27 protein-coding genes are annotated in these 23,692 nt (G+C 66.2%); 21 read left to right on the forward strand and 6 right to left on the reverse strand.

Features of this window, described 5'->3' with window-relative positions; all coding sequences use genetic code 11:
* Positions 1–60 precede the first annotated feature (60 nt).
* Positions 61–1,860 carry a DUF885 domain-containing protein gene (locus tag ACW177_RS13340; protein WP_492026173.1) on the forward strand — a complete coding sequence of 600 codons (1,800 nt, stop codon included), beginning with the start codon at positions 61–63 and terminating at the stop codon, positions 1,858–1,860.
* Positions 1,861–2,021: 161 nt separating this feature from the next.
* Here ACW177_RS13340 and ACW177_RS13345 read toward each other — a convergent pair whose 3' ends face one another.
* The 5 genes from ACW177_RS13345 to cysG are packed head-to-tail and all read right to left on the reverse strand — an operon-like array spanning position 2,022 to position 7,450.
* Positions 2,022–3,020, reverse strand: coding sequence for a cysteine synthase A (locus ACW177_RS13345; protein WP_492026174.1), 999 nt, complete (start codon positions 3,018–3,020; stop codon positions 2,022–2,024).
* 36 nt (positions 3,021–3,056) lie between these two features.
* Complete coding sequence (locus tag ACW177_RS13350) at positions 3,057–4,136, reverse strand: phosphoadenylyl-sulfate reductase (RefSeq protein ID WP_492026175.1); 1,080 nt, start codon at positions 4,134–4,136, stop codon at positions 3,057–3,059.
* The gene (locus ACW177_RS13355) at positions 4,120–5,790 is read right to left on the reverse strand and encodes a nitrite/sulfite reductase (protein ID WP_492026176.1); all 1,671 of its coding nucleotides are present in this window, start codon (positions 5,788–5,790) and stop codon (positions 4,120–4,122) included. Before ACW177_RS13355 ends, ACW177_RS13350 begins: the two co-directional genes overlap by 17 nt.
* Entirely contained in the window at positions 5,790–6,065 is a 276-nt protein-coding gene (locus ACW177_RS13360) for a DUF2849 domain-containing protein (RefSeq protein ID WP_267514137.1), read from the reverse strand. Before ACW177_RS13360 ends, ACW177_RS13355 begins: the two co-directional genes overlap by 1 nt.
* Positions 6,062–7,450 carry a siroheme synthase CysG gene (gene cysG / locus ACW177_RS13365; protein ID WP_492026177.1) on the reverse strand — a complete coding sequence of 463 codons (1,389 nt, stop codon included), beginning with the start codon at positions 7,448–7,450 and terminating at the stop codon, positions 6,062–6,064. Before cysG ends, ACW177_RS13360 begins: the two co-directional genes overlap by 4 nt.
* Before the next feature lie 122 nt (positions 7,451–7,572).
* Between cysG and gcvA the strand changes: the two genes are divergently transcribed.
* The 10 genes from gcvA (at position 7,573) to ACW177_RS13415 (ending at position 16,944) form a co-directional block, all read left to right on the forward strand.
* A complete protein-coding gene (gene gcvA, locus ACW177_RS13370) occupies positions 7,573–8,502 on the forward strand; it encodes a transcriptional regulator GcvA (RefSeq protein WP_492026178.1) in 930 nt (309 codons plus the stop codon).
* A gap of 267 nt (positions 8,503–8,769) precedes the next feature.
* Entirely contained in the window at positions 8,770–9,282 is a 513-nt protein-coding gene (locus ACW177_RS13375) for a hypothetical protein (protein ID WP_492026179.1), read from the forward strand.
* A 113-nt stretch (positions 9,283–9,395) separates the two neighbouring features.
* On the forward strand, positions 9,396–9,881 hold the full coding sequence (locus ACW177_RS13380; RefSeq protein ID WP_492026180.1) for a hypothetical protein: 486 nt from the start codon (positions 9,396–9,398) through the stop codon (positions 9,879–9,881).
* A 61-nt stretch (positions 9,882–9,942) separates the two neighbouring features.
* Positions 9,943–11,259, forward strand: a complete 1,317-nt coding sequence (locus tag ACW177_RS13385) for an outer membrane beta-barrel protein (RefSeq protein WP_492026181.1) — start codon at positions 9,943–9,945, stop codon at positions 11,257–11,259.
* Between the two features lie 128 nt (positions 11,260–11,387).
* Positions 11,388–12,713, forward strand: a complete 1,326-nt coding sequence (locus ACW177_RS13390; RefSeq protein ID WP_492026182.1) for an O-antigen ligase family protein — start codon at positions 11,388–11,390, stop codon at positions 12,711–12,713.
* Positions 12,714–12,815: 102 nt separating this feature from the next.
* On the forward strand, positions 12,816–14,114 hold the full coding sequence (purB, locus tag ACW177_RS13395) for an adenylosuccinate lyase (RefSeq protein WP_492026183.1): 1,299 nt from the start codon (positions 12,816–12,818) through the stop codon (positions 14,112–14,114).
* Between the two features lie 5 nt (positions 14,115–14,119).
* The gene (locus ACW177_RS13400; RefSeq protein WP_492026184.1) at positions 14,120–14,851 is read left to right on the forward strand and encodes a 2OG-Fe(II) oxygenase; all 732 of its coding nucleotides are present in this window, start codon (positions 14,120–14,122) and stop codon (positions 14,849–14,851) included.
* Positions 14,848–15,366: a DNA-deoxyinosine glycosylase gene (locus tag ACW177_RS13405; RefSeq protein WP_492026185.1), complete on the forward strand. Its 519-nt coding sequence runs from the start codon at positions 14,848–14,850 to the stop codon at positions 15,364–15,366. The genes ACW177_RS13400 and ACW177_RS13405 overlap by 4 nt, the downstream gene beginning before the upstream one ends.
* Entirely contained in the window at positions 15,366–16,208 is an 843-nt protein-coding gene (gene purU, locus ACW177_RS13410) for a formyltetrahydrofolate deformylase (protein ID WP_492026186.1), read from the forward strand. Before ACW177_RS13405 ends, purU begins: the two co-directional genes overlap by 1 nt.
* 106 nt (positions 16,209–16,314) lie before the next feature.
* A complete protein-coding gene (locus ACW177_RS13415) occupies positions 16,315–16,944 on the forward strand; it encodes a fasciclin domain-containing protein (RefSeq protein ID WP_492026187.1) in 630 nt (209 codons plus the stop codon).
* A 194-nt stretch (positions 16,945–17,138) separates the two neighbouring features.
* Here the strand turns inward: ACW177_RS13415 and ACW177_RS13420 are convergent, their stop codons facing one another.
* A complete protein-coding gene (locus ACW177_RS13420) occupies positions 17,139–17,474 on the reverse strand; it encodes a DUF1476 domain-containing protein (RefSeq protein WP_492026188.1) in 336 nt (111 codons plus the stop codon).
* Between the two features lie 278 nt (positions 17,475–17,752).
* Between ACW177_RS13420 and purC the strand changes: the two genes are divergently transcribed.
* The 10 genes from purC to ACW177_RS13470 all read left to right on the forward strand — a co-directional run bounded on the left by purC (position 17,753) and on the right by ACW177_RS13470 (position 23,685).
* Complete coding sequence (purC, locus tag ACW177_RS13425) at positions 17,753–18,511, forward strand: phosphoribosylaminoimidazolesuccinocarboxamide synthase (protein ID WP_008263270.1); 759 nt, start codon at positions 17,753–17,755, stop codon at positions 18,509–18,511.
* The gene (locus ACW177_RS13430) at positions 18,511–18,714 is read left to right on the forward strand and encodes a hypothetical protein (protein WP_492026189.1); all 204 of its coding nucleotides are present in this window, start codon (positions 18,511–18,513) and stop codon (positions 18,712–18,714) included. The genes purC and ACW177_RS13430 overlap by 1 nt, the downstream gene beginning before the upstream one ends.
* On the forward strand, positions 18,714–18,998 hold the full coding sequence (locus ACW177_RS13435) for a hypothetical protein (RefSeq protein WP_054766402.1): 285 nt from the start codon (positions 18,714–18,716) through the stop codon (positions 18,996–18,998). The genes ACW177_RS13430 and ACW177_RS13435 overlap by 1 nt, the downstream gene beginning before the upstream one ends.
* The gene (gene purS, locus ACW177_RS13440) at positions 18,998–19,234 is read left to right on the forward strand and encodes a phosphoribosylformylglycinamidine synthase subunit PurS (RefSeq protein ID WP_267514161.1); all 237 of its coding nucleotides are present in this window, start codon (positions 18,998–19,000) and stop codon (positions 19,232–19,234) included. The genes ACW177_RS13435 and purS overlap by 1 nt, the downstream gene beginning before the upstream one ends.
* A 122-nt stretch (positions 19,235–19,356) precedes the next feature.
* Positions 19,357–20,052, forward strand: coding sequence for an NlpC/P60 family protein (locus ACW177_RS13445; protein WP_492026190.1), 696 nt, complete (start codon positions 19,357–19,359; stop codon positions 20,050–20,052).
* A gap of 54 nt (positions 20,053–20,106) precedes the next feature.
* Complete coding sequence (locus ACW177_RS13450; protein ID WP_492026191.1) at positions 20,107–20,586, forward strand: YbhB/YbcL family Raf kinase inhibitor-like protein; 480 nt, start codon at positions 20,107–20,109, stop codon at positions 20,584–20,586.
* A 72-nt stretch (positions 20,587–20,658) separates the two neighbouring features.
* A complete protein-coding gene (locus ACW177_RS13455) occupies positions 20,659–21,873 on the forward strand; it encodes an MFS transporter (protein ID WP_492026192.1) in 1,215 nt (404 codons plus the stop codon).
* Positions 21,874–21,911: 38 nt separating this feature from the next.
* Positions 21,912–22,142, forward strand: coding sequence for a hypothetical protein (locus ACW177_RS13460; RefSeq protein ID WP_492026193.1), 231 nt, complete (start codon positions 21,912–21,914; stop codon positions 22,140–22,142).
* A 33-nt stretch (positions 22,143–22,175) separates the two neighbouring features.
* Positions 22,176–22,838, forward strand: a complete 663-nt coding sequence (purQ, locus tag ACW177_RS13465; protein ID WP_492026194.1) for a phosphoribosylformylglycinamidine synthase subunit PurQ — start codon at positions 22,176–22,178, stop codon at positions 22,836–22,838.
* Between the two features lie 31 nt (positions 22,839–22,869).
* Positions 22,870–23,685, forward strand: a complete 816-nt coding sequence (locus ACW177_RS13470) for an energy transducer TonB (RefSeq protein ID WP_492026195.1) — start codon at positions 22,870–22,872, stop codon at positions 23,683–23,685.
* Positions 23,686–23,692 lie beyond the last annotated feature (7 nt).

Below are 23,692 nucleotides of genomic sequence, written 5' to 3' on the forward strand. Positions count from 1 at the left end.
CGCGGCTTGACGCCCCCCTCCCGCTCGGCTTGCCTGCGCGGTCTGTTCAGGAGGGGTGTCATGAAGTTCCATTATCTAGCCGTCGCGGCCGTGATCGCCGCCACGCCCCATGCGGCGGCGTGGGCGCAGTCGCGTCCGGCGACGCCCGCCACCGCCGTCTCCGCGAACCCTGCCGAGCGGGCGCTGGACGCTGTGATCGCCGATTACGAGACCTATCTGAAATCCATCGACCCGATGGCCGCCTCCAGCGAAGGCGACGTCGAGGCCATGTCGCGCGTCCCGGACCTGTCGCGGTCGTTCGAACTGGCCCAGCGCGCGCCGCTGCAAGCCTTCGTCGACAGGCTGAAGGCCATAGACCCGGCAGGTCTTTCCCAGGCTGCGGGCATCAACCACGCCTTCCTGCTCTACACCCTGAACCGCAGCATCGAGGGTCTGGACTATGACACCTCGCGCCTGGCCTTCGACAGCGAGGGCGGGCCGGGAACCTGGGCGCTGTACGTCGGCGGAAGCACGCGCCTGAACTCGGTTGCGGAGGCCGAGGCCTATATCCAGCGCATCCAGGGCTTCGGCGGCCTCTACGCCCAGACCACCGACAACGCCCGGCGCGGCCTGGCGACCGGCATGGTCCAGGCCCGATCCGTCACCGAAAGCGCCCTGGCCGTGGCCCGCAACGACGTGGCGATCACGCCCGACGCCGAGCCCCTGCTGAAGCCCCTGACCACCCTGCCCCCGACGATCTCCCAGGCGGATCGGGACCGGCTTACGGCCCAGGCCGCGGCGGCCGTCGCCTCGACCATCCTCCCGGCGCGCCGGGCCTGGCTGAGCTTCCTCGAGACCGAATACCTGCCCAAGGCCCCGGTCGAACCGGGCCTCGGCAATCGTCCCGGCGGCAAGGCAATGTACGCCTATCTGGTGCGCGGCCACACCACCACGGACCTGACGCCGGACCAGATCCACCAGATCGGCCTGTCAGAGGTCGCCCGCATCCGCTCGCGGATGGATGTGGAGATGAAGGCCGCTGGCTGGACCGGCGACTTCGCCGGCTTCCTGGCCTTCCTGCGCACCGATCCCCAGTTCTACGCCCCGACGCGCGAGGCCCTGATCGAGAAGGCGTCGGAGATGGCTAAGCGCGCCGACGGCGGCCTGCCCGCCCTCTTCGCCACCCTGCCCCGCCTGCCTTATGACGTGCAGCCGGTCCCGCCCCAGATCGAGGAAAACTACACCACCGGCCGCTACAACGGCGGCTCGATGCAGAACGGCGTCGCCGGCCATTATGTGGTCAATACGTCGAAACTGAACCAGCGCCCGCTGTATGAACTGCCCGCCCTGACCCTGCACGAGGCCGTGCCCGGCCACCACATCCAGATCGCCCTGCAACAGGAGGCCGAGGGCCAACCCTATTTCCGCCGTCAGGCCAACGTCACCGCCTTCACCGAGGGCTGGGGCCTGTACGCCGAATATCTGGGCGAGGAGATGGGCTTCTATCGCACGCCGTATGAGCGCTTCGGCCGTCTGTCGTACGAGATGTGGCGCGCCTGCCGGCTGGTGGCCGACACCGGCCTGCACTGGATGGGCTGGAGCGAGGAACAGGCCCGCGCCTGTTTCCGCGACAACTCGGCCCTGGCGCCCCACAATATCGAGACCGAGCTTCAGCGCTACATCGGCTGGCCGGGCCAGGCCACAGCCTACAAGATCGGCGAAATCCGCCTGCGCGAAATCCGCGCGCGGGCTGAACGCGAACTGGGGCCAAAGTTCAACATCCGCACCTTCCACGACGCCCTGCTGACCGAAGGCCCGCTGCCGCTGGCGTTGCTGGACCAGCGAATGGACGCATGGATCGCGGCGGAGAAGACACGCTGACGCAATCCCTTCTCCCGTGGGGAGAAGGTGGCCCGCAGGGCCGGATGAGGGACTGGCGGTGGGCCAGCTCGCACCACCGCGCCCTCGCCCTTTCGCGCCAGAACGACGGCTATCGCCGCCGTGCGCTCAAGCCCTCTCCCAATGGGAGAGGGTTCTGGCGTCTACGCCCACCCCGGAACGGGCAGTCCCTTCGACGTCAGGAATTCCGGATTGAACAGCTTCGACGCATACCGCGATCCCGGATCGCACAGGCAGGTCACGATGGTCTTGCCCGGCCCGATCTCGCGCGCCAGCCGCACGGCGCCGGCGATATTGACCCCGGCCGATCCGCCCAGGGACAGGCCTTCGTGCTTCACCAGATCGAACAGGATCGGCAGGAACTCGGCGTCCTCAATCCGATAGGCGTGGTCTGGTTTGAATCCTTCCAGATTGCCGGTGATCCGCGCCACCCCGATCCCCTCGGTGATCGACGAGCCTTCGCCCTTCATCTCGCCCTTGGTGAACCAGTTGAACATGGCCGCGCCGGCAGGGTCGGCCAGGGCGATGGTCACCTCGGGCTTCTTCTCACGCAGATAGGCGGCGACGCCCGAGATGGTGCCGCCCGACCCCACGGCCGAGACGAAGGCGTCGATCTTGCCGCCCGTCTGCTCCCAGATCTCCGGCGCTGTCGTCGTATAGTGGGCGTCGCGGTTGGCGGTGTTGTCGAACTGATTGGCCCAGATGGCCCCGGCCTCTTCGCTGTCGTTCAGCTCGTCCGCCAGACGCCCCGAATAATGGACGAAATGGTTGGGGCTGGAGAAGGGGGCGGCGTCCACCTCGACCAGGCGCGCGCCCAGCGAACGGATGGCGGACTTCTTCTCTTCCGACTGGGTGCGCGGAATGACGATGACCACCGGATGGCCCAGGGCCGCGCCGACCAGGGCCAGGCCGATGCCGGTGTTCCCCGCCGTGCCCTCGACGATGGTCCCGCCGGGCTTCAGCGCGCCGGACGCCCGCGCGCCCTGGACGATGGACAGGGCGGCGCGGTCCTTGATCGAACCGCCGGGGTTCATGAACTCGGCCTTGCCCAGGATTTCGCAGCCCGTCTCGTCGGACAGGCGGTTCAGGCGGACCAGCGGCGTATGGCCGATCAGGTCGATGACAGACGGTGTGACGGACACGTTTCAGCTTTCAGGCGAAATCGAACGGGAGGGGGATCAGGCCGCGACCTGACGCTTGCCTAGGTGGATGCCGCACTCGACCTTGTCCATCCCCGACCAACGTCCGGCGCGCGCCTCTTCGTCGTCTTCGACGGCGCGGGTGCAGGGCCAGCAGCCGATGGAGCGATAGCCCTGCCCGACCAGGGGATGACGCGGCAGGTCGTGCGCCTCCAGCCAGGCCTCAACGTCCTCAGCGTCCCAGTCCGCCAGCGGATTGATCCGCAGCACCCCGTCCAGCACCTCGAACGGCTTCAGCGCAGCGCGCGTCGCGGCCTGATAGCGTTTGCGCCCGGTGATGACGGCATTGAACCCCACCGTCGCCCGCGCCAGCGGCCGCACCTTCCTCAGGTCGCAGCAGGCGTCGGCGTTGGTCCGCCACAGGTCGTCGCGCGCGTCCAGGGTCGCTTTTTCGTCCGCGTCGGGCGTCACCAGCCGCACGTCGGTCAGGCCCAGGGCCTTGGTCAACTGGGTGCGATAGGACAGGGTCTGGAGGAAATGCTGGCCGGTCTCCAGGAAGACCACCGGCACGTCCCTGTCCGTCTCGGCGACGATGTGCAGCAGGGCCGCAGATTCCGCCCCGAACGAAGATATGGCGCCGACCCGCAGACCCAGGGCCGGGTCCAGGGCCGCCTTCAGGATCGCGGACGCGTCCTTGCCCGCCGTCTCGCGGTTCAGCCGGTCGGCCAGACCTTGCAGGTCAGGGTCGTTCGACGCCGCCCGCCGCCTTTGCCAGATGGTCGGCGCCGGATCGACCGCCGGCTGATAGGATCCGCTGAACGCCTGATCCATCCGCGCCCAGGCCGCCGTGTCCGCGCCCGGCGCCAGTTCGACCGCGTCAAAGCCCGAGCGCCGCAGGTGCCGCGCCTGGTCCGGCAGAACCTTACCCGCCGCGATCAGACGTCCGGCATAGCCCCGCTCGCGCAGCACCGCCCCCAGCGAGAAGCCGCGCCCGTCGCGAAAGGCGTCGAACTCCAGCACCAGGACGTCGGTCGCGGCGGCGGCCGCCTCGACCTCCTCTAGCGGGGTCGTGACCGACAGCCGCGGTCCCTTCTGGACCCCTTCAAGCGTTTGCAGCATCAAGCGTCTCATAGATGGCGTCGCGGAAGGGGTCGGGACCGACGCGGCGCACCGTGTCGATAAACCGCTCGCCCTCGGCGCGGATTTGCAGATAGCGGTCCAGGGTCCGCTGGATCGCTGGCGCGACCTCATCGGCGGGCAGGCTCTTACCGACGATGTCGCCCAGGGCCGCCTGTTCGTCGGGCGAACCGCCGACGGTGATCTGGTAGTATTCCTCGCCCTTGCGATCGACGCCCAGCACGCCGATGTGGCCGACATGGTGGTGGCCGCAGGCGTTGATGCACCCGCTCATGTTGATGCGGACCGGCCCCAGCCTCTCCTGATAGTCCATGTCGGCCAGCCGCTTCGACAGGGCCTGGGCGACCGGGATCGACCGGGCGTTGGCCAGGCTGCAATAGTCCAGCCCTGGGCAGGCGATGACGTCGGTCGCCAGATCGGCGTTGGCGGTCGCCAGCCCCGCCTCCAGCAGCGCCCGCCAGAGCGCCGGCACATCGTCCAGCTTCACATGCGGCAGGACCAGGTTCTGCTCATAGGCGGCGCGCAGTTCGTCGAAGGCATAGCGCTCGGCCAGATCCGCCACCGCGTCCATCTGGTCCGCCGTGATGTCGCCCGGCACCCCGCCGACCGGCTTCAGCGACACCACCACCGAGGCATAGCCCGGCTGGCGGTGACGCCGCACATTGTTCCTCGCAAACCTGGCAAAGTCCGGATCGGCCAGCAGGGCGCGGTCGAACGGGGCGCTGGCCTTGGGCAGGTCCTCAAACGGCGGCGGGGCGAAATAGGCCTTGATCCGCTCGGCCTCGTCCTCAGGGATCCGCAGGTCTTCCAGGCGCAGGGTGGCGTAGTGCATGTCCACCTCCTCGCGGAAGGCCTCCAGCCCGACCGAGGCGACCAGGATCTTGATCCGCGCCTTATGGATATTGTCGCGCCGCCCCAGCAGGTTCCACGCCCGCAGGATGGCGGTCAGATAGGCCAGCAGGTCCGCCGCAGGCACGGCCGAAGCGATCTCCTGCCCGATATGCGGCAGACGCCCCTGCCCCCCGCCGACGAAGACGCGGAAGGCCGTCCCGCCGTCCTCGCCCTTCACGATCTGCAGCCCGACGTCGTGTGTCCGGATCGCCGCCCTATCCTTCTCGGCCCCGATCACCGCGATCTTGAACTTGCGCGGCAGGAAGCTGAACTCCGGGTGGATCGTCGACCATTGCCGGATGATCTCGCACCAGGGGCGTGGATCCTCGATCTCGTCGTCGGCGGCGCCGGCGAAGACGTCGGTCGTGGTGTTGCGGATGCAGTTGCCCGAGGTCTGGATGGCGTGCATCTCGACCTCGGCCAGATCGCTCAGGATCGCCGGCAGGTCGGTCAGGGCCGGCCAGTTGTACTGGATGTTCGTCCGCGTGGTGAAATGGCCGTAGCCCTTGTCATAGGTGCGGGCGATATGGGCCAGTTGGCGCATCTGCCGGCTGTTGAACGTCCCATAGGGAATGGCGACCCGCAGCATATAGGCGTGCAATTGCAGATAGACCCCGTTCATCAGCCGCAACGGCTTGAACTCGTCCTCGGTCAGGGCGCCGGACGCGCGGCGCGCCACCTGGTCGGAGAATTCCTCGACCCGTTCACGCACCAGGGCGTGGTCGAACTCGTCATAGCGATACATCAGCCCACGCCTCCCGCGACACTGTGGCCGACGGTCGGTCCGGCGGAGCGAATCCGCTCCTTCAGCCGGTCACGGCCCGAGGGCGTGCGGTCCTGAACCTCGACCAGATAGGGATTGACGAAGATGTCCGGTCGCCCGGCGACCTCGGCCAGCACGATCTCGGCCGTGGCGTCATCCAGGGTCGAGGCCTGGCCAATGCCCTCGACCGGCTGATTGTCCACGCCGGCATAGATGACGCGGCCATCCGACAGACGGTTTGCGGTGACGATCTTCACGCCGCAACCTCCGCCCGCACGTCCAGCTGGGCCGCGGAAAACGCCGCCGTCTCGCCGACGAACAACAGGGCCGGACCGTTCAGGTCGGCGCCCCGCACCAGTGCGCCCAGCCCGTCCAGACGGCCCGTCAGCACCCGCTCGTCCGGCCGGCTGCCGTTCTCGACAATGGCGACCGGGGTCGAACCCAGACGTCCCGCCGCCATCAGCTTGGCCGCCGTCTCCTCGGCTCGGTCCACGCCCATATAGATGGCCAGCGTATGATTGGGCGCGGCCAGCCTGGCCCAGTCGGCGTCGCCCCCGCCGGGCTTGGCCTGGGCGGTCACAAAGGTCACCGCCTGGGCGTAGTCGCGATGGGTCAGCGGAATCCCCGCCGAGGCGGCGCAGGCCAGGGCCGCCGTCACGCCCGGCACCACAAAGACCGGAACCCCAGCCGCCCGCATGGCCTCCAGCTCCTCGCCGCCGCGGCCGAAGATGAAGGGATCGCCGCCCTTCAGCCGCACGACCCGGTGGCCGGCGCGGGCCTCCTCGATCATCAGGGCCTCGATCTGGTCCTGGGGCACCGAATGTTCGCCACGCGCCTTGCCGACGTACAGACGTTTGGCGTCGCGCCGCGCCCGCTCCAGCACCGCATCCGGCACCAGACGGTCGTGGATGATGACATCGGCGTCCTGCAAGACCCGCAGCGCCTTCAGGGTCAGCAGTTCCGGATCGCCCGGTCCCGCCCCGACGATATGGACCACGCCCTGTTCCGGCGCGGCCGAATTCAGCAGCCGCAGCATCTCGCGCCGCGCCTCAGCCGTGCGGCCTGCCGCGGCCAGATCGGCCGCTGGTCCCCGGAAGGCCTTCTCCCAGAACCGCCGCCGGGCCATGAAGTCCGGCACATTGGTCTTGACCGTGTCGCGCAGCTCGCGCGCCAGCCGGGCGACATTGGCCAGACCCGCCGGCAGCACGCCCTCGATCCGAGAGCGCACGTCGCGCGCCAGAATGGGGGCCGATCCGCCGGTGGCGACCCCGATCACCACCTCGTCCCGGTCGATCAGGGCCGGGGTCTGGAAGTCGCTCAGATGGGGCTTGTCCACCACATTGACCTGGGCCCCCGCCGCCCGCGCCAGGGCGCCCAGCCGCGTCAGCTCATCCGCGTCGTCCAAGGCCATGAAGACCAGACGCGCGCCCGCCAGGTCGTCCGACTCGGGCTTGCGCAGCACCGGCTCCGGCGCGCTCAGCGGGATTTCCATCTTCGGCGGCGCGCCGTCAGGCGCGAACCACAGCAGTTGCGCCGGCGTGTTCAGAAACAGTCGCAGCTTGGCCAGGGCGGGCTCACCGCCGCCTATGATCACGATCTTGGCGGCCTCGAGCGGAATGGAGGCGAGAAATACACGCATCATCTTGCTTTCAGGGCCGTCATCAGGGGAAGAAGGGGAGGACGGCAGAGCGCGAACCATCGGCTTACCCGTCCAGACCCGCAAACCAGATTGCCTTTGGCTCGCTGATAGGATTTCTAACGGCGATGGCCCGTTCCCTGCTCCCGCTCAACGCCCTTCGCGCCTTCGAGGCCGCCGCGCGTCACCTGAACTTCTCGCGCGCCGCCGACGAATTGGCGGTGACGCCGGGCGCCGTCAGCCAGCAGATCCGCCTGCTCGAGGACATCGTCGGCGGCCCCCTGTTCGTGCGCGAGGCGCGCGGCCTGCAACTGACCGACCTGGGCCGCTCCTCCGTCCCCCTGCTGCGCGAAGGTTTCGAGCGGCTGATGGACGCCTCGGCCCTGCTGCGCGAACCGCCGCGCAGGAAACAGGTGTCGATCAGCGTCGCCCCCGGCTTCGCCTCCAAATGGCTGATGCCGCGCATGGACGACTTCCACGCCGCCCATCCCGAGATCGAGCTGTGGATCTCGGCCGACATGGAGCCGGCCGACCTGACCGAGGGCAAGGTCGACCTCGCCGTCCGCTATGGCCCCGGCGACTATCCCGGCCTGACCGTGGACCGGCTGATGACCGAAACCGTCCTGCCCGTCTGTGCTCCCTCTCTGATGGACGGCGAACACCCGATCCGCACGCCCGCCGACCTGATGCGTCACACCCTGCTGCACGACATGTCCAACGACGGCGACCCCAGCCGCCCCGACTGGGCCATGTGGCTGAAGGCGCGCGGCGTGCGCCATCCCGACCCGCGCCGGGGCTCGCGCTTCAACCAATCGGGCCTGTTGATCGAGGCCGCCATGGCCGGCCGCGGCGTCGCCCTGGCCAAACGCACCCTGGCCCAAGCCGACCTCGCCTCCGGCCGCCTGGTCGCCCCCTTCCCCGACGGCTCCGAAGCGGTCGGCTTCGCCTATTCCGTCGTCCAGCCCCGCGACCGCCCCCCTTCGCCCAGCGCCACCGCCTTCGTCGCCTGGCTGAAGCGGCAGGCGGTGGATCACGACAATACGATGGGGCAACTCTGAGAATCAGCAGCTCCCCTCTGGTCAGCCTCAGCCGCCGCCGCGCCGCATCAAAGACGCTTTTCGCTCTTTTGGCGAAGAGCATGCATGTTTGGCGCAAGTCTTGATACAGAAGCCAACGCAACCCGATGTTGCAACTTTGAACGTCTCATAATGTCACAGCCGTCTCGCAGAAGGTCCAAGACCAAAAAAGCCGCCCGCACGGACGGTCGTTGGTTCACGCCTGCGATCCTGGGTTTAAGCGCAATCACCTCGATCGGGGCGGCGGGTTTGGCCGCCAGCCTGACCTGGCCCGCCATCCCGTCTCCGTTCGGCCTCGCCGCACATCATGAGAAGCGGGCCAATCTAGCCTTGGACACGGACAAGCCGACGCCGCTCACACTTGAACGCGCCAGCCTGGAGAACGAGCTTACACTGGCCGCCGCGCCCGCGACTGCCACCGCCTGGCTCCGCGCCGCCTATATTCGTCAACAGCAGTTGGGCGAACTGGACGCCGAGGGGCTACGATATATCGAGACCTCCTATCGCGTTTCACCGCTTGGGCCCGGAGCGAGCCCCTGGCGAGTGCTGTTCGTCTTCGAAAACTGGAATCTGGTTACGCCCGCAATACGGGCGGCGGCGATGACGGAGATCCGATCATTCGCCGCTCACGACAACAATGCACGCGGCCTAGTGAACACCATCACAAACCCAGCCGGACGTCTGGCCGCAAGACTTGCGATCCGCACGCCCCCTAAAAAGCCCAGCTCGGGACGGCGTTTTCAAGGCTCAATACTGCGTTGATCGACGCCCGACCATAACGCCGTTTTTCCTGTATCAAATCGCGTCAATAAACGTTATATTCATCAACAATCGACTGAAGGGCTGCACGCAGCCCATGTTCGAAGGGGATAGTCATGAAGAACTTCAAGCTTGGAAAAGCTGCGATAGCCGTTGCCGCACTCGCTTTGGCGACTGGGCCTGTAATCGCAGCCGACTGGACCGCAGCCGCCCAAGACGCCGCTCCTGCCGCAGCATCTTCGGCCCAATTAACCGCCCAACTAAAAGCCGCCATCATACAAAATATGGGACTTATGGGTGGCCGCACTGATACCGAAGCCACGACGTTCTACATTGGCGAACTGCAGAGCATCATCGTAGCCAGCGGCGCTTCCCCTGAGGTGGTCGTCGCCTCCCTGGAAGCTGCCTGGGCTGAGCTGCGCGCTGCCGGAACCCTGCCGTCGCCGGGAGCCTTGGCGATTGAGCAACTGCTGGCGCGCGTACGCTCGGAACTTCAGGACAGTCCGGCTGCCACCGGCGGTCAGACCGGCTCTCAGCCCATCGGCGCGCCTCCGTCTTCGGGCGCCGGCGGCGGCGGTCCCGACTATAGCTCGGCCGCCTAGTCGTCTGATTTCGACTTAAAGCCGATCCTCCCCGGTTTGGCGTCTCAAGGACCTAAAGACCATGCGCTTTAAGAGCAGCACTAATCTCCTGCGCGTGAGCGCAGCCTCGATCATGGCCTTCGGCTTCGCCGCCGTCGCCTCTGACGCATCGGCCCAGTCGGTTTCGTCCGCACAGTCCCAATCCGTGGACATGTTCGCCCGTGATCGCGGGGTCGGAGTTCGCGAACGCGCCAAGCCCGAGTATGAAGCGCTTGGGATTGCTTCGGGGGCGTTCACGATCTTCCCGAAGGTCCAGGTCGATGCGGAATACAACGACAACATCTTCGCCTCAGGCACGGATGAGCAGGACGACGTCGTCTTCCGCATTCAACCGGAAGTCTCGATTGAATCCGACTGGTCGCGGCACGCCCTGCAAGCTTTCGCCAACAGCGTGATCAGTAAGCATGTCGATTTCGACAGCGAAGACACCACAGACTGGACCGTCGGCGCCAATGGCCGTCTTGACGTCGTGCGCGGCTCCTCGATCAGCGCCGGCGCTCAGTACGGGCACCTGACGGAACCCCGGACCTCCACCAACACGGCCCAGTCTTCGGTCAGCCCGATCGAATATGATCAAGCCTCGGCTTACCTCAGCGCCGTACGGGCGAAGGGTCGCATTCGCGCTTCAGCCCGCGCCGATGTGAACTCGTTTGACTATGAGGATGGCCGGACAACGGCCGGAAATCTGATCGATCAGAGCGCCCGCGACCGCACCGCCTTCTCGCTGGCGGGTCGAGTGGATTACGCCATCAGCCCCGCCACGGCTGTTTTCGGGCAAATCACCGGAAACGAACGGGATTACGACAGCGCAGGCACCATCGCGACGCCGGCGCGCGATTCGTCGGGTTATGAAGCCCTCGTCGGCGTCAACTTCGAACTCGGCGCCGTCAGCCGCGGTGAAATCGCAGCCGGCTATATCAGCCAGAGCTTTGACGACGCCGCCTATTCGGACATCGACGGCTTCGGCGGTCGCGCCCAGATCGAGTGGTTCCCCACCGAACTGACCACGATCACGGCCTCGGCCTCGCGCACCATTCAGGACGCAGGCATCATCGGGTCTGCCGGCTATCTGAGTTCGCAGGTCGGCGGCAAGATCGATCATGAGCTGATGCGCAACGTGATCGTCAGCGGCCAGCTCAACTACAGCGAAGACGCTTACAATGCCGTGGATCGCGACGACCAGCGCGTCACCACGTCGCTGGCCGCCACCTATCTGATCAACCGCTATTACGGCGTCACCACCACGGTCTCTTACCTCGACCAAAGCTCGGACGGCGCTCTGGCCGGCCCCAGCTATGATGTGACGCGTCTGTTCGTTTCGCTGGTTGGCCAGTTCTGATCTCGGAAGACGACGCACAGATGAAGGCCGAACTCGCCGTCGTGTCCGATGACGGCGCTTCCGGAAAACCTAGACGGCGCAGACGCAGTCGCCCTGCCGCCATCGCCCCAAATCGACAGCCCGTCGATTTGGGGCTGTCTGATTATGTGCTGTTGGGCGTCCCGGTGCTGGTGTTCACTTTCGCCCACCTCTTCGGTGGCGCGGCGGAACCGACGACGGCGCTCTGGTTCACGGCGATCATCGCGCTTCTTCTGCCCGCAGCCGTCTTCTTCGGCGAGCGCCGAAGCGAGGTGAGCCTGATCTGGCCCGGACAGCTTGCCGCTATCCTGTTCCTTCTGGTCATCCTTGTCGCCATCTGGACCCTTGTGGCGCCGGCCGGCGGAGCCTCAACCCCTTGGGCGGCCATAAACGGTCCGGGCGCCATCACCTGGGACAAATCCTCGACGACGATTGAAATCGTCAAACTCTGCGCCCTGGCCAGCCTTTTCGGTCTGGGCTGTTTCGATGGCGTTCGGCGGCGCCGGGTTACGGCGGCGCTTCGTGTCATTCTCGTCCTCGGGGCGGCATGGGCGGCGGTCGGCGTGATCGTCATGCTCGGTGGCTTCAGCGACGTCCTGACGGGTCTCCATTTCAACTACGGCGGCCGGTTGTCCGGCGGCTTCCTGAGCGCCAACAGCGCCGCGACGGTCTATGGGGTGCTGCTGGTGCTCTGCGTGGCCATGCTCGCCCGCGCCGTCCGCAACCTGAGGCTCGGGCGCAGCCCTCAGCGCACACTGGCCCTTGCAGCGGCTATAGGCGGCGTCCTGCTGTTCACCATCTGCCTCCTGTCCACGGCCTCGCGCATGGGGGTGACGGCCACCGCCATCGCGGTCGCGGCCTTCCTCATTTGGGAAAGTCTGAGCCGAAAGGAAATCCCGTCCCGCCGGCTGATCCTCCTGACCCTCGCCGGCGCCGCGGTCGCGACGCTGGTCATCGGCGGCGCCGACACCCTCTGGACCCGTCTCGAGAGCGTGGACTCCGATTCCGCGACGCGAAACGTCATATTCTCGGTCCACTGGAACGCCTTCCTCCAGTCCCCCCTGTTCGGTCATGGCCTGGGCAGTTTCAGCGCCATCAACGCCCAGCAGATGACGCCCGAGAATTTCGGCGCCTTGCGGACGATCGGCGCCACCCACAATGTCTATATCCAGTGGCTCGAGGAGGCGGGCGTCCTGGGCGCCCTGCCGATGTTCGCCCTGATCGCATTGATCATCGGCACGGCCATCCGGCGCGGCGCGTTGCAGGACACGAGCGCCACCCTTCAACGGGGTTTGATCGCCGCCAGTCTGGTTCTGCTGATCCACGGCACGACTGACTATGCGATCCAGGTGCCCTCGATCGCGGCCTTCTGGGCCTATTTGCTGGGCCTGCAGTTCACCTACGGCAAGGCGCGCGCCGGCAAGACGTCGGGCTGACGCGAGCCAGAGCGGCCACATTCGGCTGGAATCCCGGGTTTTTGCAGGCGCCGCCGCCATGAACCTTGACTCCCGCCCGCCCCGGACCGACACGACCGCCCCATGATCACGCGCTATTCCCGCCCCGTCGCCGCCGCCATCTGGTCGCAAGAGACCAAGTACAAGATCTGGTTCGAGATCGAGGCCCATGCGGCGACCAAGATGGCCGAACTGGGCGTCATCCCCCAGGACGCGGCGGACGCCATCTGGACCAAGGGTAAGGACGCGACCTTCGACGCCGACCGCATCGACGAGATCGAGCGCACCACCAAACACGACGTCATCGCCTTCCTGACCCATGTGGCCGAGATCGTCGGCGACGAAGCGCGCTTCCTGCACCAGGGCATGACCTCGTCGGACGTGCTGGACACCTGTTTCGCGGTCCAGCTGGCCCGCTCCTCGGACCTGTTGATCGACGGCGTTGATCGCGTCCTGACCGCGCTGGAGACCCGGGCCAAGGAGCATAAATACACCCCGACTGTCGGGCGTTCGCACGGCATCCACGCCGAGCCCGTGACCTTCGGCCTGAAGCTGGCCGGCTATCACGCCGAGTTCCAGCGCGCCAAACGTCGCCTGATCGCCGCCAAGGAAGAAATCGCCACCTGCGCCATCTCCGGCGCCGTCGGCACCTTCGCCAATGTCGATCCGGCCGTCGAACAATATGTCGCCGACAAGATGGGGCTTCAGGTCGAGCCGGTCTCGACCCAGGTCATCCCGCGCGACCGCCACGCCGCCTTCTTCGCCGCCCTCGGCGTCGTCGCCAGCTCGGTCGAACGCCTCGCCATCGAGATCCGCCATCTGCAACGCACCGAGGTGCTGGAGGCCGAGGAATTCTTCGACAAGGGCCAGAAGGGCTCGTCGGCCATGCCGCACAAGCGCAACCCGATCCTGACCGAGAACCTGACCGGCCTGGCCCGTCTGGTCCGTTCGGCCGTGACCCCGGCGATGGAAAACGTCGCCCTGTGGCATGAGCGGGACATCAGCCATTCGTCGGTCGAGCGCGGCATCGGCCCCGACGCCACCATCCACCTGGACTTCGCCCTCCAGCGCCTGGCCAATGTGATCGAGCGGCTGAACGTCTATCCCGAGAACATGCAGGCCAACATCGACCGCCTGGGCGGTCTGGTGCATTCGCAACGGGTCATGCTGGCCCTGACTCAGGCCGGCATCTCGCGCGAGGCGGCCTATGCCGCCGTGCAGGAGAACGCCATGAAGGTCTGGCGCGGCGAAGGCGCCTTCCTGGACTTCCTGAAGGCGGACGAACGCGTCACCCTGCCCCACGAACAGCTCGAAGCCCTGTTCGACCTCGGCTATCACACCAAGAATGTGGACGTGGTGTTCAAGCGGGTGTTCGGAGACTGAGGCCCATGACCGAGCGCACGATCCGGCTCAACCCCCGGCTCGATCCCCGCGACTATGCGGCGGCCTATGCGCGCGACGGCATGGTGCAGGTGCCCGACCTGCTCGACGAGGCCAGCGCCGAATGGCTGGAGTTGGCGCTGGAGCATGACACCGACTGGCATTTATCGCTTAAGACGCCGGAGGGTGGCAAACTCCTGTCGTCCCAGGAGATGCAGAACCTGGGGCGCGAGGGTGTCGGCGCTAAGGTTCAGAACGCACTTGCGGAAGGGCGCGACGGATTCTCCTTCATCTATCTGGCCTATCCGATCATCACAGCCCTGCTGACCGGCAAGGACGAGGGTCATGCGACCCATGTCCTGCTGCAGTTCTTCAATGACATCCCCTTCACGAGTTTCGCCAAAGCGGTGACGGGCGAAGCGGGCGTGACCAAAATCGATGCCCAGGCGACTTGGTTCCGGCCCGGAGACTTCCTAACCCAGCATGACGACACAGGCGTCGGCGAACGGCGCGCAGCCTATACGCTAGGCCTGTCGCGCGACTGGCGGCCCGACTGGGGCGGGCAACTGCTGTTCCACGATGCGAATGGCGATATCGAACGCGGGTTCAAGCCGGGTTTCAACGTCTGGACGGTATTCAAGACGCCGCGCCAGCATTCCGTCGCCCCGGTCGCGGCCTATGCAAACGGCAAGCGTCGTTCCATCACCGGATGGCTGCGCGACGACCCGCCGGTCAAGTGACGCAAGTCAATGATCGGAGGCACGCCTTCCCCCCCGTCGTCGATGCGGACACCCGCCTGCTGATCCTCGGCAGCCTGCCCGGCGACGCCTCGCTAAAGGCGGCCCAATACTACGCCCACCCGCGCAACGGCTTCTGGCCGTTGATCGGCGGCGTGCTGGACGAGCCCCTGACCACCCTGCCCTACCCCGACCGCCTGGACCGGTTGAAGGCGCGCGGCGTCGGTCTGTGGGACGTGATCGCCTCGGCACAGCGATCCGGCAGTCTGGACGCGGCGATCCGGTCGCCCGAAGCCGCCGACCTGCGCGGGCTGATCGAAAGCCTGCCGCAACTGCGCGCCGTGGCCTTCAACGGCGGCCTGGCGGCCAAGCTGGGAAGACGGATCCTCGCCGACCTAGACGGCGTCGCTTTGGTCGTTCTGCCGTCCTCCAGCCCCGCCCATGCAATATCCTTGTCGGCAAAGGCGGAGAGCTGGGCCATACTGGGGAACTTTCTCCCGGATAAGCCTGCCGCCTGATGATCCTGACCCTTTCCTGCCCCGACCGCCACGGCATCGTCGCGGCCGTTTCCGCCTTCCTGCTGGAGCGGGACGCCAATATCTCGGACGCTCAACAGTTCGGCGACGCCTCCAGCGCCACCTTCTTCATGCGCGTGGTGTTCGAACCGCGCGAGGGCGACGCCTATGAGGCGATCCACGCCGCCTTCGCACCTCTCGCAGAGCGCTTCGCTATGGACTGGACCCTGCGAGGCCCTGAGCCGCGCAAGGTGATGATCCTGACCTCGCGCTTCGACCATTGCCTGGCGGACCTGCTGTACCGCTGGCGGATCGACGAACTGCCGATGGAGGTGACGGCCGTCGTCTCCAACCACCCCCGCGAAATGATCGGCCATGTCGATCTGGGCGAGCTGCCCTTCCATCATCTGCCCGTCAGCGCCGCCGACAAGCCGGCGCAGGAGGCGGAACTGCTGCGCCTGATCGAGGAGACCGGCACGGAACTGGTCGTCCTGGCGCGCTATATGCAGATCCTGTCCGACGATCTCAGCGGGCGACTGGCGGGGCGTTGCATCAACATCCACCACTCCTTCCTGCCGGGCTTCAAGGGCGCCCGCCCCTATCACCAGGCCCATGCGCGCGGGGTGAAGGTGATCGGCGCCACCGCCCACTATGTCACGCCCGACCTGGATGAAGGCCCGATCATCGAACAGGACGTCGAACGGATCAGCCACCGCGACACCCCGGAAGATTTGATCCGTAAAGGTCGTGATATCGAGCGCCGTGTTTTGGCCCGTGCTGTCAGAAGACATCTTGAAGACCGCGTTTTGCTGCACGGCACAAAGACGGTCGTCTTCGAAGACTGAATGGTCAAGCTGCGTCCTCTTGTCACGCCGCACGCATCCTTTAGGCGACCCCAGGCGTAACCTTGTCGTGACCGCCACAATGCGGACCAACAGGGAACGAAACATCATGACAAATCTTCGCACGCTCATGCTCGTCGCCGTATCCGGCGGGGCGTTGATGGCGCTCGGCGCCTGCAACAACAACGAAACCACCACGCCCGCAGACTCCACCGCCATGGCGCCGGCGGACGGCGCAGCCATGGCCCCCATGACGGCCGACCCGATGGTCGGCGGCGCGTCCATGAGCCCGAATGAGACCATCGTCGCCAATGCGTCCAAGGCCTCGAACCTGTCCACCCTGGTCGCCGCCGTTCAGGCCGCCGACCTGGTCGAGACGTTGCAGGGCCCCGGCCCCTTCACCGTCTTCGCGCCCGACAACGCCGCCTTCGACAAGATTCCCGAGTCTACCCGAACGTCCCTGATGCAACCGGCCCAGAAGGACGACCTGACCAAGATCCTGACCTATCACGTCGTCGCCGGCCGCCTGACCGCAGCCGACATCGCCAGCCAGGCCCAGGCCAACGGCGGGACCGCCACTCTGGAGACCGTTCAGGGCGAAGACTTGAAGGTCGCCGCCGGCCCGAACAACACCTGGGTCATCACCGACGCCAAGGGCGGTACGTCCACCATCACCCAGGCCGACGTGGCCCAGTCGAACGGCGTGGTTCACGTCGTCGACACGGTTCTGATGCCGTAAAAAATAATTTCAGTCCGGTCGGAACCGGCTGAAACCAAATCCCCCGCACCGTGTTCTTCAGGGGCGCGACACGCACAGTACGCCGGGTGAGACATCCCCCAACGTCCCCGGCAAAAAGAAAGGGCCGCACTTTCCCCCGGGTGCGGCCCTTTCGACGTCTGGCGATCAGGCCCGAAGGCCGATGTCTCTGATGATTATTCGCTGCGCGGCTCGCCGGCGCGAATCTGCTCGCGGGCGATGGAGGCCAGTTCGTCGATCTTGGAGCGGATCTCGCCTTCCGACACCGACAGGCCCGAGGCCTTGAAGTCGCCGGCGACCTTGCGGAACACGTCCTCGTCGCCCGGCTGCTCCATGTCGGCGCGCACGATGGCGGCGGCGTACTGGTCGCTGCTTTCGGCTGACAGGCCCATCTTTTCGGCCGCCCAGTGGCCCAACATCCTGTTGCGCCGGGCGATAGCCTTGAATTCCTGCTCCTGATCGAGGGCGAACTTGGCCTCGAAGGCCTTTTCCCGATCGTCGAAGGTCGTCATGTCGCCAGCATAGCTCCGCACGCCCCGCTAACCTCGGGGCAAGCGCCGTCTATAGCTGGACCGCGCCTGAACGCAACATGACTTCCGTCGCACCCTCGCCGATCGGCTTTACGGCTCCGCCTTATTTGTATCGGGAGCCGCCTTAAGCTAAGGAGACCGCGAACGAGATTGACTGCCCGAACGATTCCGAAACGCGCCGCCAGGACCGGGTCTTCCCCTTTCCACCATGGCCGCGCGATTTTTGTTTCTGGAAGGCGCCCGTAGGCCGGGACCGGAATATGAACAGCAAGCGCAAGAAGATTTACGAAGGCAAGGCCAAGATCCTTTACGAAGGACCTGAGCCCGGCACCCTGATCCAGTACTTCAAGGACGACGCCACCGCGTTCAACGCGCAGAAAAAGGCGGTCCTCGAGGGCAAGGGCGTCGTCAACAACCAGATCAGCGAATTCATCATGTCGCGCCTGAACGGCATCGGCGTGACCAACCACTTCATCAAGCGTTTGAACCTGCGCGAGCAGCTGATCCGCGAAGTCGAGATCATCCCGCTGGAAGTCGTCTGCCGCAACATCGTCGCCGGCTCGATGAGCCAGCGTCTGGGCATCGAGGAAGGCACGCCCCTGCCCCGCTCGATCATCGAATTCTACTATAAGAAGGACGAGCTCAACGACCCGATGGTCACCGAAGAGCATATCACGGCCTTCAACTGGGCCTCGACCCAGGAACTGGACGACATCCTGGCCATGACGGTGCGGGTGAACGACTATCTGTCGGGCATGTTCGGCGCCGTCGGCATCACCCTGGTCGACTTCAAGATCGAGTTCGGCCGCATCTGGGAAAACGACTTCAGCCGCGTCATCCTGGCCGACGAAATCAGCCCCGACAGCTGCCGTCTGTGGGACGCCACGACCGGCGAGAAGATGGACAAGGACCGCTTCCGCCGCGACCTGGGCAATGTCATCGAAAGCTACACCGAGGTCGCCCGCCGCCTGGGCATCATGAAGGGCATGCCGACGGTGATTCAGGGCGGCCTGCACTGATGACAGGCGTCGCGGAAGAAGGCGGCGACTTCCGGCGGGCCATTGACCTGGCCGGAACCAGCCGCTTTCGCCGCATCGCCGGCCTTGGGCCGGCCTATGAGGTGACCGCCATCGTCGGAGACCGCGTCAGGGCCTGTATGATCGACAGTGACGAGGCCTTCGACTATCCGCTGGCCGACGCCGAAAACGACCCCCTGGCCTGATGTTCGCGATTTCCTTCGATCTGGACCTCAACGAGACGACCGCTATCCATCCCGCCGGGGTGAGGCAGGCGTATCGCGAGATCGAACGGACCCTGAAACGCTATGACTTCCACCGCGTCCAACAAAGCGTCTATCTCACTGAGATCCCGGACCTCGCTAATCTGACCCTGGCCATGACCGCCCTCAAGGCTCTGCCCTGGTTCCCCCAATGCGTGAAGGACGTTCGCGGCTTCCGCGTCGAGAACTGGTCCGACTTCACTCCCTTCATGAAAGGCAATGGCTGATGGCCAAAATCAAGGTTCACGTCTTCCTCAAGCCCGGCGTCCTGGACGTCCAGGGCAAGGCCGTCGAAGGCGCCCTGCAAGGTCTTGGCTGGTCGGGCGTGTCGAACGCCCGCGTCGGCAAGCTGATCGAGTTCGACCTCGCCGGCGCCGAAGACCCCCAGGCCGAGGCCAAGAAGATGTGCGAACAGCTCCTGGCGAATACGGTGATCGAAGGCTACCGCATCGAGGCGGCCTGAGACGCGCAGGACTAAGGTCCGACCCGGCGCCGCCGGCGCTAAGACGCAGAGCAAGAACAACTTGAGGTTGACCTAACCTCAATTAAAGATCATCGTTCTCCCAATTTTTGGGAGGACAGCCTATGACGTTCACCGATATCCAACTGGCCCTGAAATCTCAGGGCTTCGATCCCGGTCCGATCGACGGCGTCTGGGGGACGCGGACCGCCGCTGCGGTTCGCGCCTTTCAGGCCAGCAAGGGCCTGACGGTCGATGGCATAGTCGGCCCGCGCACGGCTGCGGCCTTGGGGCTCGACGCCACCGTCACCAACCCCCTGGTGGACATGTCGCTGGTCTGGTTCCAGGCCGCCCGGCGTCTGCTCGGCACGACGGAAGCGCCGGGAACCGCCAACAACCCCGCTATCCTGCAATGGGCGTCGGCCCTGGGCATCCGCTACAAGGGCGATGATGTCCCCTGGTGCGGCCTGTTCGTCGCCCACTGCATCGGCTCGACCCTGAGCGCCGAACCCCTGCCGAACAACCCGCTCTCCGCCCGCAACTGGTTGAAGTTCGGCGTCCAGACGACCGGGCAGGCCGGGGCCGTCGCCGTCTTCTATCGCGGCGATCCGAAAGGCTGGCTGGGCCATGTGGGCTTCTACATGGGCCAGGACGACAAGGCCTATCATATCCTGGGCGGCAATCAGTCGAACGCCGTCAGGGTGGCTCGTATCGCCAAGGATCGGCTCCTGGGCTTCCGCTGGCCTTCGACGGTCCCGCCGGGGTCCGGCAAACCCGTCCTTCTGACCCCCAGCGGGCAGCTGTCGACGAACGAGGGCTGAGCTTTCCGTTCGGGACCAGGATGACTAGGTTTGGGAGCCCCATCGGAGTGTTCCATGACCTTTACCCTCACCTCCACCGACATTCAGGACGGCGGCGTCCTGCACGACGCCCAGGTCCACGCGAAAGGAAACACCTCGCCCCACCTCGCCTGGTCCGGCGCGCCTGAGGGCACGAAAAGCTACGCCGTCACCTGCTATGATCCCGACGCCCCGACCGGCTCGGGCTTCTGGCACTGGACCGTCGCCAACCTTCCCGCCGACGTGACCGAACTGACGACCGGCGCCGGCTCGCCCGGCGGCCACCTACCGCTCAGCGCCGTCCAGGGGCGCACGGACTACGGCAAGGCCGGCTTCGGCGGCGCCGCCCCGCCGCCCGGCCACGGCCCGCATCGCTACATCTTCACCGTCTTCGCCGTGGACGTAGAGCGGCTGGATGTGACCGCTGACGATTCCGGCGCCGTCTTCGGCTTCAACCTGTATTTCCACACCCTGGCCAAGGCCTCGATAACGGCGACCTACGAAAACCGCGGCTGACGCGGTTGATCCAGGGGGGAGGCGACCTATGTTGCATCGCAACATTCCCCCTCCCCCGCATGGATCGTTTTCATGGCCGCTGGCGGCGCCGTCGTTGAGTCCGACATCCCCTACCGCCCCCTGGCCGCCGGCCAGGTGGCCCTGGTGCTGATCGCCCTGGCCATGGGCGGTTTCGCCATCGGCGTGACCGAGTTCGCGGCCATGAGCATCCTGCCGGACTTCGCCGCCGGCCTGGGCGTCGACGCCCCGACCGCCGGCCATGTCATCAGCGCCTACGCCGCCGGCGTCGTCGTCGGGGCGCCGATCCTGGCGGTGCTGGGCGCACGCAGCCCGCGTTGGCTGCTGCTGATCGGCTTCATGGCCCTGTTCGCCATCGGCAACGGCCTGTCGGCCATCGCGCCGACCTATGAATGGATGCTGGTCTTCCGTTTCCTCAGCGGCGTGCCGCACGGCGCCTATTTCGGCGTGGCGGCCCTGGTCGCGGCCTCGGTCGTGCCCCTGCACCTGCGCACCCGCGCCGTCTCGACCGTCCTGATGGGACTGACGGTGGCGACCGTGATCGGCGTGCCCTTCGCCAATATGATCAGCCACGCCTTCGGCTGGCGTTGGACCTTCGCTATCGTCAGTGTCCTGGCCGTGATCACCATGGGTCTGATCGCCCTGTTCGCCCCCCGCGATCCGGCCCACGCCGACGCCAGCCCGATGCGCGAACTGGGCGCCCTGAAGCGGAGCCAGGTCTGGTTGACCCTGGGCGTCGGCGCCGTCGGCTTCGGTGGCATGTTCGCCGTCTACGCCTATCTGGCTTCGACCCTTCAGGCGGTGACCGGCGTGGGTCCGGAGATCCTGCCCTGGGTCTTTGCCGTCTTCGGCGTCGGCATGTTCCTGGGCAATATCCTGGGCGCCTGGGCCGCCGACCGGATCGGCTTCAAGGCTGCGGGCGGGCTGTTGCTCTGGAGCGCCGCCGCCCTGGCCCTCTATCCGTTGGCCGCGCCGCACCTGTGGGCGGTCATGGTCGTCGTCTTCCTGATCGGCGGCGGCGGCGGACTCGGCTCCATCCTCCAGACCCGGCTGATGGACGTCGCCGGCGACGCCCAGACCCTGGCCGCCGCCCTGAACCACTCCGCCTTCAACACCGCCAACGCCATCGGTCCCCTGCTGGGCGGCATGGCCATCGCCGCTGGCTACGGCTGGACCTCGACCGGCTGGGTCGGCGTCGGCCTGTCCCTGGGCGGGTTCGCGATCTTCGTGATCGCCTGGCTGGTGGGGCGAGGACGGGCCGCAACCTGAGCGTTTCGTTGCTCGCGCAATTCTGATATGGATAGGTCATGGCCGAAGCGACCAATGACCTGATCTACGAAGTGCTGAAGTCGATCCACTTGGATGTTGGGCGTCTGCGGACCGACATGCGGGAAGTGAAATCCGAAGTTCAGGCCGTTCGCAGCTATGTGATGGGCGTCCAACAGGACATCAGCAACATCTACGCGACCCTGGGCGACCACGGCGAGCGACTGGACCGGATCGAGACCCGCCTCGGACTTCTTGAACCCGCGCACTGACATTTCCCGAAAACGGTGCTAGAGGGCCGCGCCATGAGCGCAGCCGTCATCGTCTTCCCCGGTTCCAACTGTGATCGCGACTGCAAGGTCGCCGTCGAACGCTCCACCGGCGAGCCCGTCTCGATGGTCTGGCACGCCGAGACCGAACTGCCGTCGGGCCTGGACCTGATCGTCATTCCCGGCGGCTTCTCCTACGGCGACTATCTGCGCTGCGGCGCCATGGCGGCCCAGTCGCCGGTGATGCAGGCGGTCAAGAAGGCCGCAGACGACGGCGTCGCCGTGGTCGGCATCTGCAACGGCTTCCAGATCCTGTGCGAGGCCGGACTGCTGCCCGGCGCCCTGCTGCGCAACAAGGGGCTGAAATACGTCTGCAAGCCCATCGCCCTGACCGTCGCCAACGGCCAGACCCGCTTCACCGCCGGCTATCAGGGTCAGCGCGAAGTGACCATGACCCAGGGCAACGGCGACGGAAACTTCTTCGCCGACGCCGAAACCCTGGCCCGGATCGAGGGCGAGGGCCAGGTGGTCTTCCGCTATGTCGAAAACCCCAACGGCTCGGTCAACGACATCGCCGGCATCCAGAACGCCCGCGGCAACGTCCTGGGCATGATGCCCCACCCCGACCGCGCCTTCGAGGCCGAACTGGGCTCCGCCGACGGCGCGGTTCTGTTCCAGAGCATCTACGCGGCGGCTTGACGGCAATCTGCCGTTGAGGCGAAGTACGGCCATGAACGCCGTTCTTTTCGCCTTAATCCTCGCAGCAACCCAGACCGCCACCGATCCCGTTGAGGCCCAGAATTCGGCTGTTCGGCGGGAGGATTGGGTGGTGACCGTCGTCCCCGAGCAAAAGGCCACGCTCGCCGTGGCGGAATTCACGTCAGGCATCAGCTTGGCCGCACGATGCGTGGACGGAGCCTACGACCTGCTGATCATGGGCCTTCCCGAAGCGCCCTCGCGCGCGACGACTCGCGATCTCGGGCTTGCGGTCGGAAACGAAGACGGCGCCCGGCAGACCGTCTGGACCGTCGGGGACGACCGCACGACGGCCTTCAGCCGCATCCCGGCCATGGTGGCGCGCCGCCTGGCTAAAGGCGGCAAGCTTCAGATCGTCGCTCAGGGATCGGATGACCGCCGCTACCGCTATGTGATGGACATCAACCCGTCCAGCACCGCCATTGAGCAGACATTGACCGCCTGCGGCCGCCCCCTTGTCGATCCAAGGGATAAGGAGACCGAAGGTGACGGACGAGGCCTCCCACCGGCGATCAATTGGCGAATCGTTCCCCGGCCGCAGTTCCCCGCCCCGGTGAACGGGCGGTGGCCATCTGAAGGCTACGCCGTCCTGTCCTGCGCGATCCTTCCTGACGGCCGACTGAACGAGTGTCAGGTCGAGAGCGAGTCGCCCCGCGGCTATGGTCTGAGCCGCGAAGCCTTGCGGTCGATGGACCGCGCGCGCGTTGAGCTCACAGAGGAAGGCGTCACCACTGGACGACGGCTCGAAGACGGGCTGATCACCTTCTCCATCTATTTCAAGCTGCAGTAGATCGCCG

This window comes from Brevundimonas sp. AVps23W (assembly GCF_058681395.1).